This is a genomic window from Streptomyces sp. NPDC057682, assembly GCF_042799575.1.
GTDB lineage: Bacteria > Actinomycetota > Actinomycetes > Streptomycetales > Streptomycetaceae > Streptomyces.
Genome location: NZ_JBHVIN010000016.1, coordinates 103,741 through 117,019 on the forward strand (window position 1 = coordinate 103,741; position 13,279 = coordinate 117,019).

Genomic DNA, 13,279 nt, shown 5'->3' on the forward strand with positions numbered 1-13,279 from the left:
TCAGTAGCGGGTGATCGCGGTCGGGCCCGAGCGGGTGCCGATCGCGAGGTGCGGACGGCGGGCCGGATCCGCCCAGGCCAGGATCCGGTCCATCGCGGCCGCCGGCACGGAGACGCAGCCGGCGGTCGCACCGCGCCCGTTCACGTGCAGGAAGATCCCGGCGCCCCGGCCGCGCACGGGTCGGTCGTAGTTGAAGCCGACGACGAGCGCCCGCGCGTACTGCGTCCGGTACGTGATCAGATGCTCCGACTCCCCGGCCCGGCAGTCGGCGGGCCGCGGTTCGGTCCACCGGTTGTACGCGCGCGAGGCGTTGTCCTGGCACCACCAGGAGTCGTCGGTGACCTGCCGGTACGGGTAGCGCAGTCCGGGCCACGGGGCCCGTACCCCGAAGGCGTACGGCAGGTCGAACAGACCGGTCGGCGTGGTGGAGGTGCCCTGCTCCCGCGCGGCGCCCTCGGCCAGACCGTTCGCCCCGAAACGGGCGGGCGCGGACCCCTCCGCCACCCACCGCCCGGCCCGTAGGCTCCACCAGGTGACGGTGCCCGTCGTCGAACCCGTCCCGGCCGCCACCGCCGTGATCAGCTGACGGCCCCCGCCGGTGTCCGCCAGCCGCAGCGGCAGCGGACCGGCGTCCGGGGGCCGGGCCCCGACCAGTCCGGCGAGGGCGAACAGAACGGAACCGGCCACCAGAAGTCTGCGCATGCCCCGGACCGTAGGCCGTGCGCGCCCCGCCCACCCGCGCACCTGCTCCGTACGGCCCAACCGCTCACGGCGCCGGCGGCATGACCGGCAGTGGCAGCGGGAGCCCCGGCAGCCCGTCGATGCTGGTGGCGATGTGCTCCTTCTTCTCGAAGTAGGCGCTGAGCGAGGCGTCGTCCTCCCGGGCGAAGCGCTGCCCGTGCAGGGTGCGGTCCTCGTCGTACGTCATGAACGGCACGCCGTATCCGCAGGTGTCCCGAATGAGTTCGGCCGTCACCAGGACGACCGCGCGCAGCCCGTGGTCCGTGACGTCGACCCCGTCGAAGCGCGCGACGAGTTCCGCGAACCTCGGATCGTCGCGGAAGACCGGCTCCCCCCGGCCGTGCACCCGCACGATGTTCGGCGGGCCCTGGAACGCGCACCACATCAGGGTGATCCGCCCGTTCTCCCGCAGATGCGCGACCGTCTCCGCATTGCTCCCGGCGAAGTCCAGATACGCCACACGGTGCTCGTCCAGCACCGCGAACGAACCCCTGACCCCCTTGGGAGACAGATTGACCGTGCCGTCCGCGTCCAGCGGCGCGGTCGCCGTGAAGAAGAGGGGCTGCGCCTCGATGAAGGTCCGCAGCCGGCCGTCGATGCGTTCGTATGTCTTTCCCATACGACGAGTATCGGCCCCGACTCCCCGGCAGCCGGGGGCATTTCAGCCCGTGGGACGGGCGCTCCCGGCGGCTCGCGCCGAGAGGCGCGGCACCGCGAGGGGGTGAGCCGACTTTGACAAGGCATGCAGACCTCTGCATAGTTATGCCTGTCAGTGATCGTGGCGGCGGCCGTAGGTGGACGGCGCAGGCCGCCCCGTGCCCGATCCCCCTGGTTCTTCCGAGGAGCACGCAGTGAGCAACGCCAACGGCAACGGCGACGTACGTCTCTGGGGCGCCCGCTTCGCCGACGGACCGGCCGAGGCGCTGGCCCGGCTGTCCGCGTCCGTCCACTTCGACTGGCGGCTCGCCCCGTACGACATCGCCGGCTCCCGCGCTCACGCACGCGTGCTGCACAAGGCGGGGCTGCTCACCGAGGACGAGCTGAACCGGATGATCGCCGGGCTGGACCAGCTGGAGGCGGACGTCGCGGACGGTTCCTTCACGGGCACCATCGCCGACGAGGACGTCCACACCGCGCTGGAGCGGGGGCTGCTGGAGCGGCTGGGGCCGGACCTGGGCGGCAAGCTCCGGGCCGGGCGCTCGCGCAACGACCAGATCGCCACGCTGTTCCGGATGTACCTGCGCGACCACGCCAGGATCGTCGGCGGCCTCGTGGCCGATCTGCAGGACGCCCTGGTCGGCCTCGCCGAGGCGCACCCGGACGTGGCGATGCCCGGCCGGACGCACCTCCAGCACGCGCAGCCGGTGCTCTTCGCCCACCATGTCCTCGCCCATGTCCAGTCCCTGTCCCGGGACGCGGAGCGGCTGCGGCAGTGGGACGAGCGGACCGCCGTCTCGCCGTACGGCTCCGGCGCGCTCGCCGGCTCCTCGCTCGGGCTCGACCCGGAGGCGGTCGCCGCGGACCTGGGCTTCGAGCGCGGCTCGGTCGGCAACTCCATTGACGGAACGGCCTCGCGGGACTTCGTCGCCGAATTCGCCTTCGTCACCGCGATGATCGGCGTCAACCTCTCCCGGATCGCCGAGGAGATCATCATCTGGAACACGAAGGAGTTCTCCTTCGTCACCCTGCACGACGCCTTCTCCACCGGCTCCTCGATCATGCCGCAGAAGAAGAACCCGGACATCGCCGAACTGGCCCGGGGCAAGTCGGGACGGCTGATCGGCAACCTGACCGGGCTGATGGCCACGCTGAAGGCCCTGCCGCTCGCGTACAACCGGGACCTCCAGGAGGACAAGGAGCCCGTCTTCGACTCCTGCGACCAGCTGGAGGTCCTGCTCCCCGCCTTCACCGGCATGATGGCCACCCTGACCGTCAACCGCGCCCGCATGGAGGAACTGGCCCCGGCCGGATTCTCGCTCGCCACGGACATCGCCGAGTGGCTGGTCAAGAAGGGCGTCCCGTTCCGGGTCGCGCACGAGGTCGCCGGTGAGTGCGTCAAGGAGTGCGAGCACCACGGCATCGAGCTGGACGAGCTGACCGACGAGCAGTTCGCGAAGATCTCCGAGCATCTGACCCCCGAGGTCCGCACGGTCCTCAACGTGGCCGGCGCGCTGGCCTCGCGCAGCGGCCGGGGCGGTACGGCCCCCTCGGCCGTCGCGGTCCAGCTCGCCGAGGTCAAGGCCGACCTCGCCGTCCAGCACGCCTGGGCGGCGGCGCGCAAGTAGCCGTCCGCGCATCGCGGGCTACGTTGGGGGTAGGGGGTGAGGACCCCGCCTACCGAGGAGCCCGCGATGCCGTTCGCCCGACTTGCCGAAGCGACCACCCCGACCGCCCACATCGGGCTCGGCCTGGCGGCCGTCGGCAGGCCGGGCTACATCAACCTCCACCGCGACCGGGACCTGCCGGAGGCCCGCACGGTGGACGCGCTGCGCGAGCGCACGCACGAACTGCTGGACGCGGCCTACGCGCAGGGCGTGCGCTACTTCGACGCCGCCCGGTCCTACGGCCGCTCCGAGGAGTTCCTGGCCGCGTGGCTGGCCGCCCGGCCCGAGGTCCGCGACGTCGTCGTCGGCAGCAAATGGGGCTACACCTACACCGCCGACTGGAGCGTCGACGCCGAGGCCCACGAGGTCAAGGACCACTCCCTCGCCACCTTCGAGCGGCAGCGCGCCGAGACCGCCGCCCTGCTCGGCGACCGGCTCGACCTCTACCAGATCCACTCGGTGACGGCCGACAGCCCCGCGCTCACCGACAAGGAACTGCACACCCGGCTCGCCGCGCTCGCGGCCGACGGCGTCAGTGTCGGCCTCTCCACCAGCGGACCCGGCCAGGCCGACGCGATCCGGGCCGCCCTCACCGTGACCGTGGACGGCGAACCGCTGTTCCGTACGGTCCAGGCCACGTACAACGCGCTGGAGACCTCGGCCGGGCCCGCGCTCGCCGAGGCCCATGACGCCGGGCTCACCGTCATCGTCAAGGAGGCCATGGCCAACGGCCGCCTCGCGGGCACCGAGGCCCCGGCCGTGCTGCGGGAGATCGCGGACGCCGAGGGGCTGGGCGCCGACGCGGTCGCCCTCGCCCTCGTGCTGCACCAGCCGTGGGCCGGGGTCGTGCTCTCGGGAGCGGCGACCGTCGCCCAGCTCGCCGGGAACCTCCACGCGCCCGTCCTCGGCCTCGACGAGGAGCGGCGGGCCGGGCTGGACCAGCTGGTGGAGGAGCCGGAGGCGTACTGGCGGCACCGCGCCGCCCTGCCCTGGAGCTGAGCCCGGCCGGTCAGCCGCGTGCCCCCAGCCCGTCCGCCCACGCGGCCAGCGCCTCGAAGTCGGCCCGCTCCAGCCCCACCCGGGGGTCCGTCCACCGCAGCAGGGCCGCGACGCCCCCGCCGTGCTCCGTCACCCACGCCCGGTCGTGGTCGGTGATCTCGTCGTCGACCCAGGCGAACGGCCGCCCGGCCGCGTACTCCACGACGTACCGGGTTTTCCAGTACGTTCCGGCCGGGGCGCTGCCGTGCATCTCGGGCCAGTCGATGAAGGGCAGTTCGGGCAGGCCCAGACGCGGGCCGATCCACTCGTTCGCCTCGCCCTTCCAGGTGGTGGCCCAGACCAGCTCGTAGCGGCTGCCGAGCGCCCGCAGCTCCTCGCCGTGGCGCGGGTCGAGCAGCACCGGCAGGGGCCGGCCGGAGGTCCAGCCGGTCGGCCGGGTCAGATGCCGGGTGAAGCCCTCGGGCGGCACCCGGCGGTCGAGCGCCGCGTACGGATTGAGCGGACCGTCGACGTCGATCAGCAGCAGCGGCTTCATTCCGCCATGGTCCTCCGGACGGCGACGGCGGCGCGAGCCACTTTCCGGTGAGACATTGATGTCTCAAATGGGTTAGTGTCGTCTCATGACGCTTGATCGTGAGCAGGTCCTGCGCAGCGCCGCCGCCCTGCTGACCCGGAAGTCCACCGCCACCATGGACGAGGTCGCCCGAGCGGCCGGCATCGGCCGCGCCACCCTGCACCGGCACTTCGCCGGACGGGACGCCCTGGTCAGGGCGTTGGAGGAGCTGGGCATCCAGGAGTTCGGGGCGGCGCTCGACGCCGCCGCCCTGGACGAGGGCACGGTCGAGGAGGCCCTGCGGCGCTTCGTCGTCGCGGTGGAGCCCAGCGCCGGACTGCTCTCCTTCCTGGTGACCGAGAACCAGCTCTTCGAGGGCGACGAGCAGAACGAGGGCTGGGACCGGCTGGACGCCCGCGTCTCCGCGTTCTTCCGCCGCGGCCAGGAACGCGGCGAGATCCGCATCGACCTCACCCCCGCCTGGCTGACCGAGGCGCTGTACGGGCTGATCAGCAGCGCCGCCTGGTCCGTCCAGGCCGGCCGGGTGGCCGCACAGGACTTCTCCCACATGATCGTCGAGTTGCTGCTCGGCGGCGCACGCCGGAGCGTGGAGCAATGAGCACCCTGGAACAACGGCCCGAACCCGCACCCGAGGCGTACCGGCCGGGACGGTGGATCGCGCTCGCGGTGCTCGTCCTCGCCGTCCTGCTCGTCGCGGTCGACGCCACCGTCCTCGGCCTCGCCACCCCGTTCCTCAGCGAGGACCTGGAACCGACCGGCACCCAGCTCCTGTGGATCGGCGACGTCTACTCCTTCGTCATCGCCGGGCTCCTCGTCTCGATGGGCAGCCTCGGTGACCGCATCGGCCGCAAGAAGCTGCTGCTCTGCGGCGCCACCGCCTTCGGCGCGGTCTCGGTGCTCAACGCCTACGCGAGCTCCCCCGAGATGATGATCCTGGCGCGGGCGCTGCTCGGTGTCGCCGGTGCCACGCTGATGCCGTCGACCCTGGCCCTGATCCGCAATCTCTTCCACGACGCCCGCGAGCGCAGCCTCGCCATCGGCATCTGGGGCGCGATGGCCTCGGCCGGCGCGGCCGTCGGACCCGTCGTCGGCGGATTCCTGCTGGAGCACTTCTGGTGGGGCTCCGTCTTCCTGATCAATCTGCCGGTCATGGCCGTGCTCGTGGCCGTCGGGATCAAGATGATCCCGGAGTCGAAGAACCCGGCCCCCGGCCCCTGGGACCTGCTCAGCGTGCTGCTCTCGCTGGTCGGCATGATCGGCGTCGTCTACGCCATCAAGGAACTGGCCGCGCACGGCGGCAGCTGGGAGGTCGCGCTCGCCGGCATCGGCGGACTGGCGGCCCTCGTCTGGTTCGTCCGCAGGCAGTTCCGGCTCCCCGCACCCCTGCTGGACATGCGGCTCTTCCACCACCGGGGCTTCTCCGGCGCGGTCCTCGCCGATCTGCTGACCATCCTCGGCCTCTCCGGCCTCGTCTTCTTCCTCTCCCAGTTCCTGCAACTGGTCCAGGGACGCGGACCGCTGGAGGCCGGACTCGCCGAACTGCCCGCGGCCGTCGGCGCGGTCACGGCCGGTCTGCTGGCCGGCACCGCCGCCCGCCGCTTCTCCGTGCGCACGGTGGTCTCCGGCGGCCTCGCCGCCATCGGACTCGCCCTGGCAGCGGTCGCCGCCGTCCACAAGGACACCGGCTACCCGCTCATCGGCGCGCTCCTGCTCGTCGTCGGGGTGGGCGCCGGCTTCGCCTTCACGGTCACCTCCGACGTGATCCTCTCCAGCGTCCCCAAGGAGCACGCCGGCTCCGCGTCCGCGGTCTCCGAGACGGCCTACGAACTCGGCGCCGCCCTCGGCATCGCCCTGCTCGGCTCCATCGTCACCGGGGTCTACGCGGAGTTCACCGCCCCCGCCGGTACCCCGCCGGCCATCGCGGACGCCGCCCACGAATCGCTGGGCGGCGCGGTCGAATCGGCCAAGGCGCTGCCCGCCCACGAGGCGGAGACCCTCGTCTCCGCCGCCCAGCAGTCGTTCGTCGACGGACTCGGCACGGCCTCGGCGGTCGGCGCCGTCGTCCTCGTGGCCACGGCGGTCGCCGCCTGGTTCCTGCTGCGCGGGCAGGAACTGGAGGAGGGCATCGTGCACGACTGAGCCGTGCACCGGACACCGCGAAGGGGCCCGTACCGAGTGGTACGGGCCCCTTCGCGAGCACGGCCGACGGGCGTCAGGCCGCCTTGGCCTTCGTGGCGTACATGTCGACGTACTCCTGGCCGGAGAGCCGCATCACCTCGGCCATCACCGAGTCCGTCACCGCCCGCAGCACATAGCGGTCGCGGTCCATGCCCTCGTAGCGGGAGAACTCCATCGGCTCGCCGAAGCGCACCGTGACCTTGCCCGGCCGCGGCAGGCCCGCGCCGCCCGGCTGGAGCTTGTCCGTGCCGATCATCGCGAACGGCACCACCGGCGCGCCGGTCATCAGCGTCAGCCGCGCGATGCCCGTACGGCCCCGGTAGAGCCGGCCGTCGGGGGAGCGGGTGCCCTCCGGGTAGATCGCGAAGGCCTTGCCCTCCTCCAGCACCCGGCGTCCCGTCATCAGTGCCGCGACACCGCCGCGCCCGCCGTCCCGGTCCACCGGGATCATGCCGACGCCGGTGAAGAACCAGGCCATCAGCCGGCCCTTGAGCCCCTTGCCCGTGACGTACTCGTCCTTGCCGATGAAGAACACCGGACGGTCGCAGCAGATCGGCATGATCATCGAGTCGATGAACGTCAGATGGTTGCCCGCGAGGATCACCGGCCCGGTGCCCGGAACGTTCTCGATGCCCTCTATCCGCGGACGGAACATCAGACGCAGGATCGGTCCGAGCACTGCCTTGATGAGTGCGAGACGGGACAACGGTTCCTCCGGTGTAGTGGCCGGGCCGGCCGAGGCAGGGGATTGAGCGGGTCCGTGCAGGTGAGGACGATACTCGTGGGTACTCGCCGCACGCACATCGGGTTCATCCAGTGGATACGCAGTGTTGATGCGTGTTTCCGCCATGTTCGCCCAGGTGCCGCCGTCCGGACGGCACCGCTGCCTACGCTCGATCCTCGCACGACAGGTGCCGTACATCACATGCGAGGAGCATTCATGTCAGAGCGTGCGCAGGCCGCCCCCGGACGACGGACCGTCATGGGCGCGGGGGCCGCCGTAGTCGGAGCCGCCGCCCTCGGTGTCACCGGCACGGCACGGGCCGCGGAGAAGAACGCCGGAACGTCCGCGGGACACGGCGCCGGACACCGCCTCGACCTGCCCGTCCCCACGGTCATCGGCCACCGCGGCACCAGCGGCTACCGCCCCGAGCACACCCTCGGCTCCTACCAGCTCGCCCTCGACATGGGCGCCCACATCATCGAGCAGGACCTGGTGCCGACCCGGGACGGCCATCTCGTCTGCCGCCACGAGAACGACATCACCGCCACGACCGATGTTGCCGACCACCCCGAGTTCGCGAGCCGCAGGACCACCAAGACCGTCGACGGCACCGCCCTCACCGGCTGGTTCACCGAGGACTTCACCCTCGCCGAGCTGAAGACCCTGCGCGCCAAGGAGCGCATCCCCGGCAACCGCCAGAAGAACACGCTGTACGACGGCCGCTGGGAGGTCCCCACCTTCGAGGAGGTCCTGCGCTGGGCCGACCGCGAGGGCCGCCGCCGGTCGAAGCCGGTCTGGCTGTACGTCGAGACCAAGCACCCCACCTACTTCCGAGGCCTGGGTCTCGGCCTGGAGGAGCCGCTCGCCAAGCTGCTGCGCCGCTACGGCCGGCACCGCGCCCAGTCCCCGCTGATCCTCCAGTCCTTCGAGCCCAGCAGCGTCCAGCGGCTCTCGAAGCTCGTCGCCACCCCGCGCATCGTCCTGCTCTCCGGCGCAGGCTCCAGGCCCTGGGACTTCGTCGCCACCGGCGACCCCCGCACCACCGACGACCTGATCCGGCCGGCCGGGCTGAAGTGGATGGCCTCCTACGCCCACGGCATCGGGCCCACCCTGGACCTGATCATCCCCAAGGACGCCTCCGGCCGGCTCACCGAGCCGACCACCCTGGTGCGCGACGCGCACGCCCAGGGCCTCGTCCTCCACCCGTACACGATGCGCAACGAGAACACCTTCCTGCCGGCCGAGTTCCGCCGGGGCACCGACCCCAACGCCTACGGCGACGCCTTCGGTGCCTTCGCCGCGTACTTCGCCACCGGCATCGACGGGATCTTCTCCGACAACCCCGACACCGCGCTCCTGGCCGCCGCGGACTTCGCGGGCAAGTAACCGCCCGCGTCAGCACCCGGCCGGGGCGTGCCCCGGTCGGGTGGTCCCGGCCGGTTCCGCGACCGGCGGGGCCCGTACCGGGTCGGGTGGGGGCGTGACCACGACCGATCTCTCCCGCACCCCGTCCGCCCACGGCGCCGCCGCCCTCGTCCGCACCCTGTATCCGCTGGTCGGGGCCGAGGCACGGGCGGAAGCCTGCGCCACCGGGGCGGCCGTCGACCCCGCCGACCTCGAACAGACCGTCTGGCTGCGGCTGCTGGAGCAGCTGGCCGACCGGGGCGCGCCCGCCGACCCCGGCCGCTGGGTGCGCGACACCGTCCGGGCGGAGGCCCGCCGCGCCCGGCGCGCCGCCCGCCGCGAGCAGCCCTACGACGACCGGACCGCCGCCGTCCCCGCCGGCCCCGACGGCTGCCCCGAGCGGGCCTTCCTCCGCGCCGACCGACGACGGATCCTGCGCGCCGCGGTCGCCCGGCTCTCCGCGCCCTGCGCCCGCTTACTGGAGGCGCTCCTCGCCCCGCACGATCCGACCTACCGCGAGATCGCGGGGGCGTTGGGTATGTCACAGGGGAGTTTGGGCCCGATGCGTTCCCGATGCCTGGGTTGTCTGCGCAGAATGCTCGCGGCGGAGGTTGTAGCTCCTGAACTGCGGGGAAAGGAGCGGTAGACAACCGGCGGAACAGGTGAGCGAGAGGCATGCGCAGATGGGCATGAGCGTGATCATCTCGGCGGCGGAGACGCGGGACGCCGAGCAGATCTTGAAACTCCAGTACCTCTGTTTCCAGAGCGAGGCGGAACTGTACGGGAACTACCGGATCGACCCGCTCGTCCAGACCCTCGACTCGGTCCGCGCCGAGATCGCGACGAACCTGGTGTTCGTGGCGCGGCTCGGCGAGGAGGTCGTCGGTTCGGTACGGGGATCCACCGGACAGGACGGGGCCGGCGAGATCGGACGGCTCTGCGTCCACCCCCGGCTCCAGGGCCACGGGCTGGGCGCCCGGCTGCTGGGCGCCGCGGAGGAGGGCCTCGCCGACCAGCGCGCGGCGACCCGCTTCCGGCTGTACACCGGCCACCGCAGCGAGGGCAATCTGCGGCTCTACCGGCGGGTGGGCTACGCCCCGGTCGGGAACATCACGGGCGTCGACGGCGTCCGGATGATCCTGCTGGAGAAGGAGGCCACGGCGCCCGCGTACGTGCAGAGCGCCTGAGGGCTCACGCGGTGCGCGCGCGGCGCAGCCACATCATCCCGGTGACCGGAAGGATCACCGGGATGAACAGGTAGTCCCGGCCGAAGTACGACCACACGGTGGCGTCCGAGAACGCCGAGGGTTCCACCAGCGTCCAGGTGCCCACGACCAGCACCCCGGCCAGCTCGGCGGCGCAGCACACCAGCGCCGTCCGGCGCGCCCGCTCGCCCCCGCGCACCAGCGAGTAGGTGATGAAGCCGTAGACCAGGGCGGCGCCCGCCGACAGCACGTACGACAGCGGCGCCCTGCCGAAGTCCAGGATCATCTGCACCAGGGCGCGCGAGGCCGCGGCCACGGTGAAGACCCCGTAGAACCAGACCAGCACCCGGCCGGGGCCCGTGCCCAGGTCGAAGGGGCGCTTGGCGTCGGCGGCCGTCGCGGGGCCGCTCTCGGTGTCGGTCACGGTCAGTTTCCCCAGATGTCGTAGAGCCGTACTTCCAGCACGGCCAGCACCACCGCGCCCGCCGCCACCGTCACGGAACCCCACCGGGTCCGCTCGCTCAACGACAGGAAGCCGGCCGCCGGTACGGCGAGGAAGGCCCCGATCAGATAGGCGATGAAGATGGTCATGCCCTGGTCCGGCCGCTCGCCGCGGGCCAGCTGGACGACGCCCACCACCAGCTGGGCCAGTGCCAGCACCGAGACCACGGCCATGCCGATGAAGTGCCAGTCCTTGGTGGGCTGGTCCCGGTAGGCGGCGAATCCGCACCAGGCGGCGAGGGCGAGGGCGGCCGCGGCGACCGCGATCGTCAGGGCGTCGAGCATGAGGCGAGGGTATTACGGGCGGTTCCGCCCCCCGCGTGCGCCCCCGGGACCGCCCGCGGCCGCCGTGGCCTTGACCACAGCCCGCCTTCGGGGCCGGTCCGGGCCCGGGGTCGCAGAATCTTCGGGTGGTGCGGTGTTTGCGCAGGTCAGAGCCGTAGAGGGACCATGCCGCGCCGGTCCGCCGCACCATCCACCACTGTCCGCTATCCGGACAGCGGGTTCGGCGGAACCATGACGTCTGTTTTACTTGGCGCATGACCACGACGAGCAGCCGCACCCTTGCGACCGAGGCGAACACGACGCCCGGTGCTCGTTGTATGGGTCGAATGCGCGCCTTCTGAGGGCCCACGCCAGAGCCTCGCGCCCCGAAGCGAGACCGAGCCCAGCCGTCCGCACCCAGCGGAACGTGCCCTTCCATGAGACGCCGCCCCGCTGCCGCAGCGCGCAGGGCCACGCCGGAAGCCGGCTCGGAACGTCCGACCGAAACGTCCGGACAGTCTCGACGGACGAATGCCCCGTGCCCGGCGGACACCGCGCCGCGCACTCGACAGTGACGGAAACCCTGTGATCACCACTACGGGCCTCACGAAGGTCTATCAGTCGCGCGGCCGTGAGGTCACCGCCCTGGACGGCGTCGACCTGCACGTCCGCGAGGGCGAGGTGTACGGCGTCATCGGGCAGAGCGGCGCCGGCAAGTCCTCCCTCATCCGCTGCGTCAACCTGCTGGAACGCCCCACCTCCGGCACCGTGACCGTGGCCGGCCGGGACCTCACCGCCCTCGCGGGCCGGGGCCGCCGGGCCGGCAAGGAACTGCGCGAGGCCCGCAGCCGTATCGGCATGGTCTTCCAGCACTTCAACCTGCTGGCCTCCCGCACCGTCCGGGGCAACGTCGAACTGCCCCTGGAGATCCTCGGCGTCACCGGCCGCGAACGCTCCCGCAAGGCCCTCGAACTCCTCGACCTGGTCGGCCTCGCCGACAAGGCCGGGGCCTACCCCGGACAGCTCTCCGGCGGCCAGAAGCAGCGCGTCGGCATCGCCCGCGCCCTGGCCGGCGACCCCAAGGTCCTCCTCTCCGACGAGGCGACCTCCGCCCTGGACCCCGAGACCACCCGCTCCGTCCTCCAGCTACTGCGCGACCTCAACCGGCAGCTCGGCCTCACCGTCCTGCTCATCACCCACGAGATGGACGTCGTCAAGACGGTCTGCGACTCCGCCGCGCTGATGCGGCGGGGCCGGATCGTCGAGTCCGGCACCGTCGGCGACCTCCTCGCCACCCCGGGATCCGAACTGGCCCACGAACTGTTCCCGGTCGGCGGCACCGCCTCCGGACCCGACCGCACCGTCGTCGACGTCACCTTCCACGGCGACGCCGCCGGCCGGCCCGTGATCTCGCAGCTCTCGCGTACGTACAACATCGACATCTCGATCCTGGGCGCCGCCATGGACACCGTCGGCGGCAAGCAGATCGGCCGGATGCGCATCGAACTGCCCGGACGCTTCGAGGAGAACGTCGTCCCGATCGGCTTCCTGCGCGAGCAGGGTCTCCAGGCCGAACTCGTCGACGACGCCCTCGCCCCGGACACCGCACCCGTTTCCGCACCGCTCACCAAGGAGGTGGCGAAGTGACCTGGTCCGAAATGCAGCCGCTGCTGACGCAGGGCACCGTCGACACCCTCTACATGGTCCTGTGGTCCACCGTCGTCACGGTCCTGGTCGGCCTGCCGCTCGGCGTCCTGCTGGTCCTCACCGACAAGGGCGGACTGCTCCAGAACACCCCGGTGAACAAGGTCGTCGGCGTCATCGTGAACATCGGCCGCTCGCTGCCGTTCATCATCCTGCTGATCGCCCTGATCCCGTTCACCACCTGGATCGTCGGCACCTTCATCGGCCCCACCGCCATGATCGTGCCGCTCGCCGTCGGTGCCATCCCCTTCTTCGCCCGGCTCGTCGAGACGGCCGTGCGCGAGGTCGACCACGGGCTGGTCGAGGCCGTCCAGTCCATGGGCGGGTCCATCCCCACGATCGTGCGCAAGGTCCTGCTGCCGCAGTCGCTGCCGTCGCTCGTCTCCGGGGTCACCACCACCGTCATCGTGCTCATCGGCTACTCCGCGATGGCCGGCGCGGTCGGCGGCGAAGGACTCGGCTCCAAGGCCGTCACCTACGGATTCCAGCGCTTCGACAACCGGTTCATGCTCGTCACCGTCGCGCTGCTCGTCGTCATCGTCACCGTGATCCAGCTGATCGGCGACACGGCCGTACGCCTGCTGGCCCGCCGCGGCCGTACCGCCTCCTGAGACTTCTCTCCTCCGAGCCCGCACTCCTTGTCCGGGCGCACCACCATCAC

15 protein-coding genes are annotated in these 13,279 nt (G+C 71.9%); 9 read left to right on the plus strand and 6 right to left on the minus strand.

What is annotated here, in order from left to right; all coding sequences use genetic code 11:
* Complete coding sequence (locus tag ACFVDM_RS27635; protein WP_383645748.1) at positions 1 to 702, minus strand: L,D-transpeptidase; 702 nt, start codon at positions 700 to 702, stop codon at positions 1 to 3.
* A gap of 64 nt (positions 703 to 766) precedes the next feature.
* Positions 767 to 1,360 (minus strand): pyridoxamine 5'-phosphate oxidase family protein, encoded by a 594-nt coding sequence (locus tag ACFVDM_RS27640; protein WP_383645751.1) that lies wholly within the window; start codon positions 1,358 to 1,360, stop codon positions 767 to 769.
* A gap of 232 nt (positions 1,361 to 1,592) precedes the next feature.
* Between ACFVDM_RS27640 and argH the strand changes: the two genes are divergently transcribed.
* Together argH and ACFVDM_RS27650 are read left to right on the plus strand one after the other, a co-directional pair.
* Positions 1,593 to 3,026 carry an argininosuccinate lyase gene (gene argH / locus ACFVDM_RS27645; RefSeq protein ID WP_383645757.1) on the plus strand — a complete coding sequence of 478 codons (1,434 nt, stop codon included), beginning with the start codon at positions 1,593 to 1,595 and terminating at the stop codon, positions 3,024 to 3,026.
* Positions 3,027 to 3,092: 66 nt separating this feature from the next.
* Positions 3,093 to 4,064: an aldo/keto reductase gene (locus ACFVDM_RS27650; protein WP_383645764.1), complete on the plus strand. Its 972-nt coding sequence runs from the start codon at positions 3,093 to 3,095 to the stop codon at positions 4,062 to 4,064.
* Between the two features lie 10 nt (positions 4,065 to 4,074).
* On the opposite strand, the gene ACFVDM_RS27655 is transcribed toward ACFVDM_RS27650, so the two are convergent.
* Positions 4,075 to 4,599 (minus strand): hypothetical protein, encoded by a 525-nt coding sequence (locus ACFVDM_RS27655; RefSeq protein WP_383645771.1) that lies wholly within the window; start codon positions 4,597 to 4,599, stop codon positions 4,075 to 4,077.
* Between the two features lie 85 nt (positions 4,600 to 4,684).
* Here ACFVDM_RS27655 and ACFVDM_RS27660 point away from each other — a divergent pair, with 85 nt between their 5' ends.
* A complete protein-coding gene (locus ACFVDM_RS27660; RefSeq protein ID WP_383645776.1) occupies positions 4,685 to 5,236 on the plus strand; it encodes a TetR/AcrR family transcriptional regulator in 552 nt (183 codons plus the stop codon).
* Entirely contained in the window at positions 5,233 to 6,777 is a 1,545-nt protein-coding gene (locus ACFVDM_RS27665) for an MFS transporter (RefSeq protein WP_383645780.1), read from the plus strand. Before ACFVDM_RS27660 ends, ACFVDM_RS27665 begins: the two co-directional genes overlap by 4 nt.
* Positions 6,778 to 6,850: 73 nt before the next feature.
* Here ACFVDM_RS27665 and ACFVDM_RS27670 read toward each other — a convergent pair whose 3' ends face one another.
* Positions 6,851 to 7,522, minus strand: coding sequence for a lysophospholipid acyltransferase family protein (locus ACFVDM_RS27670; RefSeq protein WP_383645783.1), 672 nt, complete (start codon positions 7,520 to 7,522; stop codon positions 6,851 to 6,853).
* A gap of 234 nt (positions 7,523 to 7,756) precedes the next feature.
* Here ACFVDM_RS27670 and ACFVDM_RS27675 point away from each other — a divergent pair, with 234 nt between their 5' ends.
* The 3 genes from ACFVDM_RS27675 (at position 7,757) to ACFVDM_RS27685 (ending at position 10,131) form a co-directional block, all read left to right on the plus strand.
* The gene (locus ACFVDM_RS27675; protein WP_383645786.1) at positions 7,757 to 8,926 is read left to right on the plus strand and encodes a glycerophosphodiester phosphodiesterase; all 1,170 of its coding nucleotides are present in this window, start codon (positions 7,757 to 7,759) and stop codon (positions 8,924 to 8,926) included.
* A 94-nt stretch (positions 8,927 to 9,020) separates the two neighbouring features.
* Complete coding sequence (locus tag ACFVDM_RS27680; protein ID WP_383645792.1) at positions 9,021 to 9,590, plus strand: sigma-70 family RNA polymerase sigma factor; 570 nt, start codon at positions 9,021 to 9,023, stop codon at positions 9,588 to 9,590.
* Between the two features lie 37 nt (positions 9,591 to 9,627).
* A complete protein-coding gene (locus ACFVDM_RS27685) occupies positions 9,628 to 10,131 on the plus strand; it encodes a GNAT family N-acetyltransferase (protein WP_383646157.1) in 504 nt (167 codons plus the stop codon).
* A 4-nt stretch (positions 10,132 to 10,135) separates the two neighbouring features.
* On the opposite strand, the gene ACFVDM_RS27690 is transcribed toward ACFVDM_RS27685, so the two are convergent.
* Positions 10,136 to 10,573 carry a hypothetical protein gene (locus ACFVDM_RS27690; RefSeq protein ID WP_383645797.1) on the minus strand — a complete coding sequence of 146 codons (438 nt, stop codon included), beginning with the start codon at positions 10,571 to 10,573 and terminating at the stop codon, positions 10,136 to 10,138.
* Between the two features lie 2 nt (positions 10,574 to 10,575).
* Entirely contained in the window at positions 10,576 to 10,935 is a 360-nt protein-coding gene (locus ACFVDM_RS27695) for a hypothetical protein (protein ID WP_383645803.1), read from the minus strand.
* Between the two features lie 564 nt (positions 10,936 to 11,499).
* Between ACFVDM_RS27695 and ACFVDM_RS27700 the strand changes: the two genes are divergently transcribed.
* Entirely contained in the window at positions 11,500 to 12,561 is a 1,062-nt protein-coding gene (locus tag ACFVDM_RS27700) for a methionine ABC transporter ATP-binding protein (RefSeq protein ID WP_383645806.1), read from the plus strand.
* Positions 12,558 to 13,229: a methionine ABC transporter permease gene (locus tag ACFVDM_RS27705; RefSeq protein WP_383645810.1), complete on the plus strand. Its 672-nt coding sequence runs from the start codon at positions 12,558 to 12,560 to the stop codon at positions 13,227 to 13,229. The genes ACFVDM_RS27700 and ACFVDM_RS27705 overlap by 4 nt, the downstream gene beginning before the upstream one ends.
* The last annotated feature ends 50 nt before the right edge of the window (positions 13,230 to 13,279 follow it).

Bases quoted from the DNA above. Each gene is read 5' to 3' on its own strand.
- ACFVDM_RS27635 (WP_383645748.1), bottom strand. From the start codon at position 702: ATGCGCAGACTTCTGGTGGCCGGTTCCGTTCTGTTCGCCCTCGCCGGA.
- ACFVDM_RS27640 (WP_383645751.1), bottom strand. From the start codon at position 1,360: ATGGGAAAGACATACGAACGCATCGACGGCCGGCTGCGGACCTTCATC.
- ACFVDM_RS27650 (WP_383645764.1), top strand. From the start codon at position 3,093: ATGCCGTTCGCCCGACTTGCCGAAGCGACCACCCCGACCGCCCACATC.
- ACFVDM_RS27655 (WP_383645771.1), bottom strand. From the start codon at position 4,599: ATGAAGCCGCTGCTGCTGATCGACGTCGACGGTCCGCTCAATCCGTAC.
- ACFVDM_RS27660 (WP_383645776.1), top strand. From the start codon at position 4,685: ATGACGCTTGATCGTGAGCAGGTCCTGCGCAGCGCCGCCGCCCTGCTG.
- ACFVDM_RS27665 (WP_383645780.1), top strand. From the start codon at position 5,233: ATGAGCACCCTGGAACAACGGCCCGAACCCGCACCCGAGGCGTACCGG.
- ACFVDM_RS27675 (WP_383645786.1), top strand. From the start codon at position 7,757: ATGTCAGAGCGTGCGCAGGCCGCCCCCGGACGACGGACCGTCATGGGC.
- ACFVDM_RS27685 (WP_383646157.1), top strand. From the start codon at position 9,628: ATGGGCATGAGCGTGATCATCTCGGCGGCGGAGACGCGGGACGCCGAG.
- ACFVDM_RS27695 (WP_383645803.1), bottom strand. From the start codon at position 10,935: ATGCTCGACGCCCTGACGATCGCGGTCGCCGCGGCCGCCCTCGCCCTC.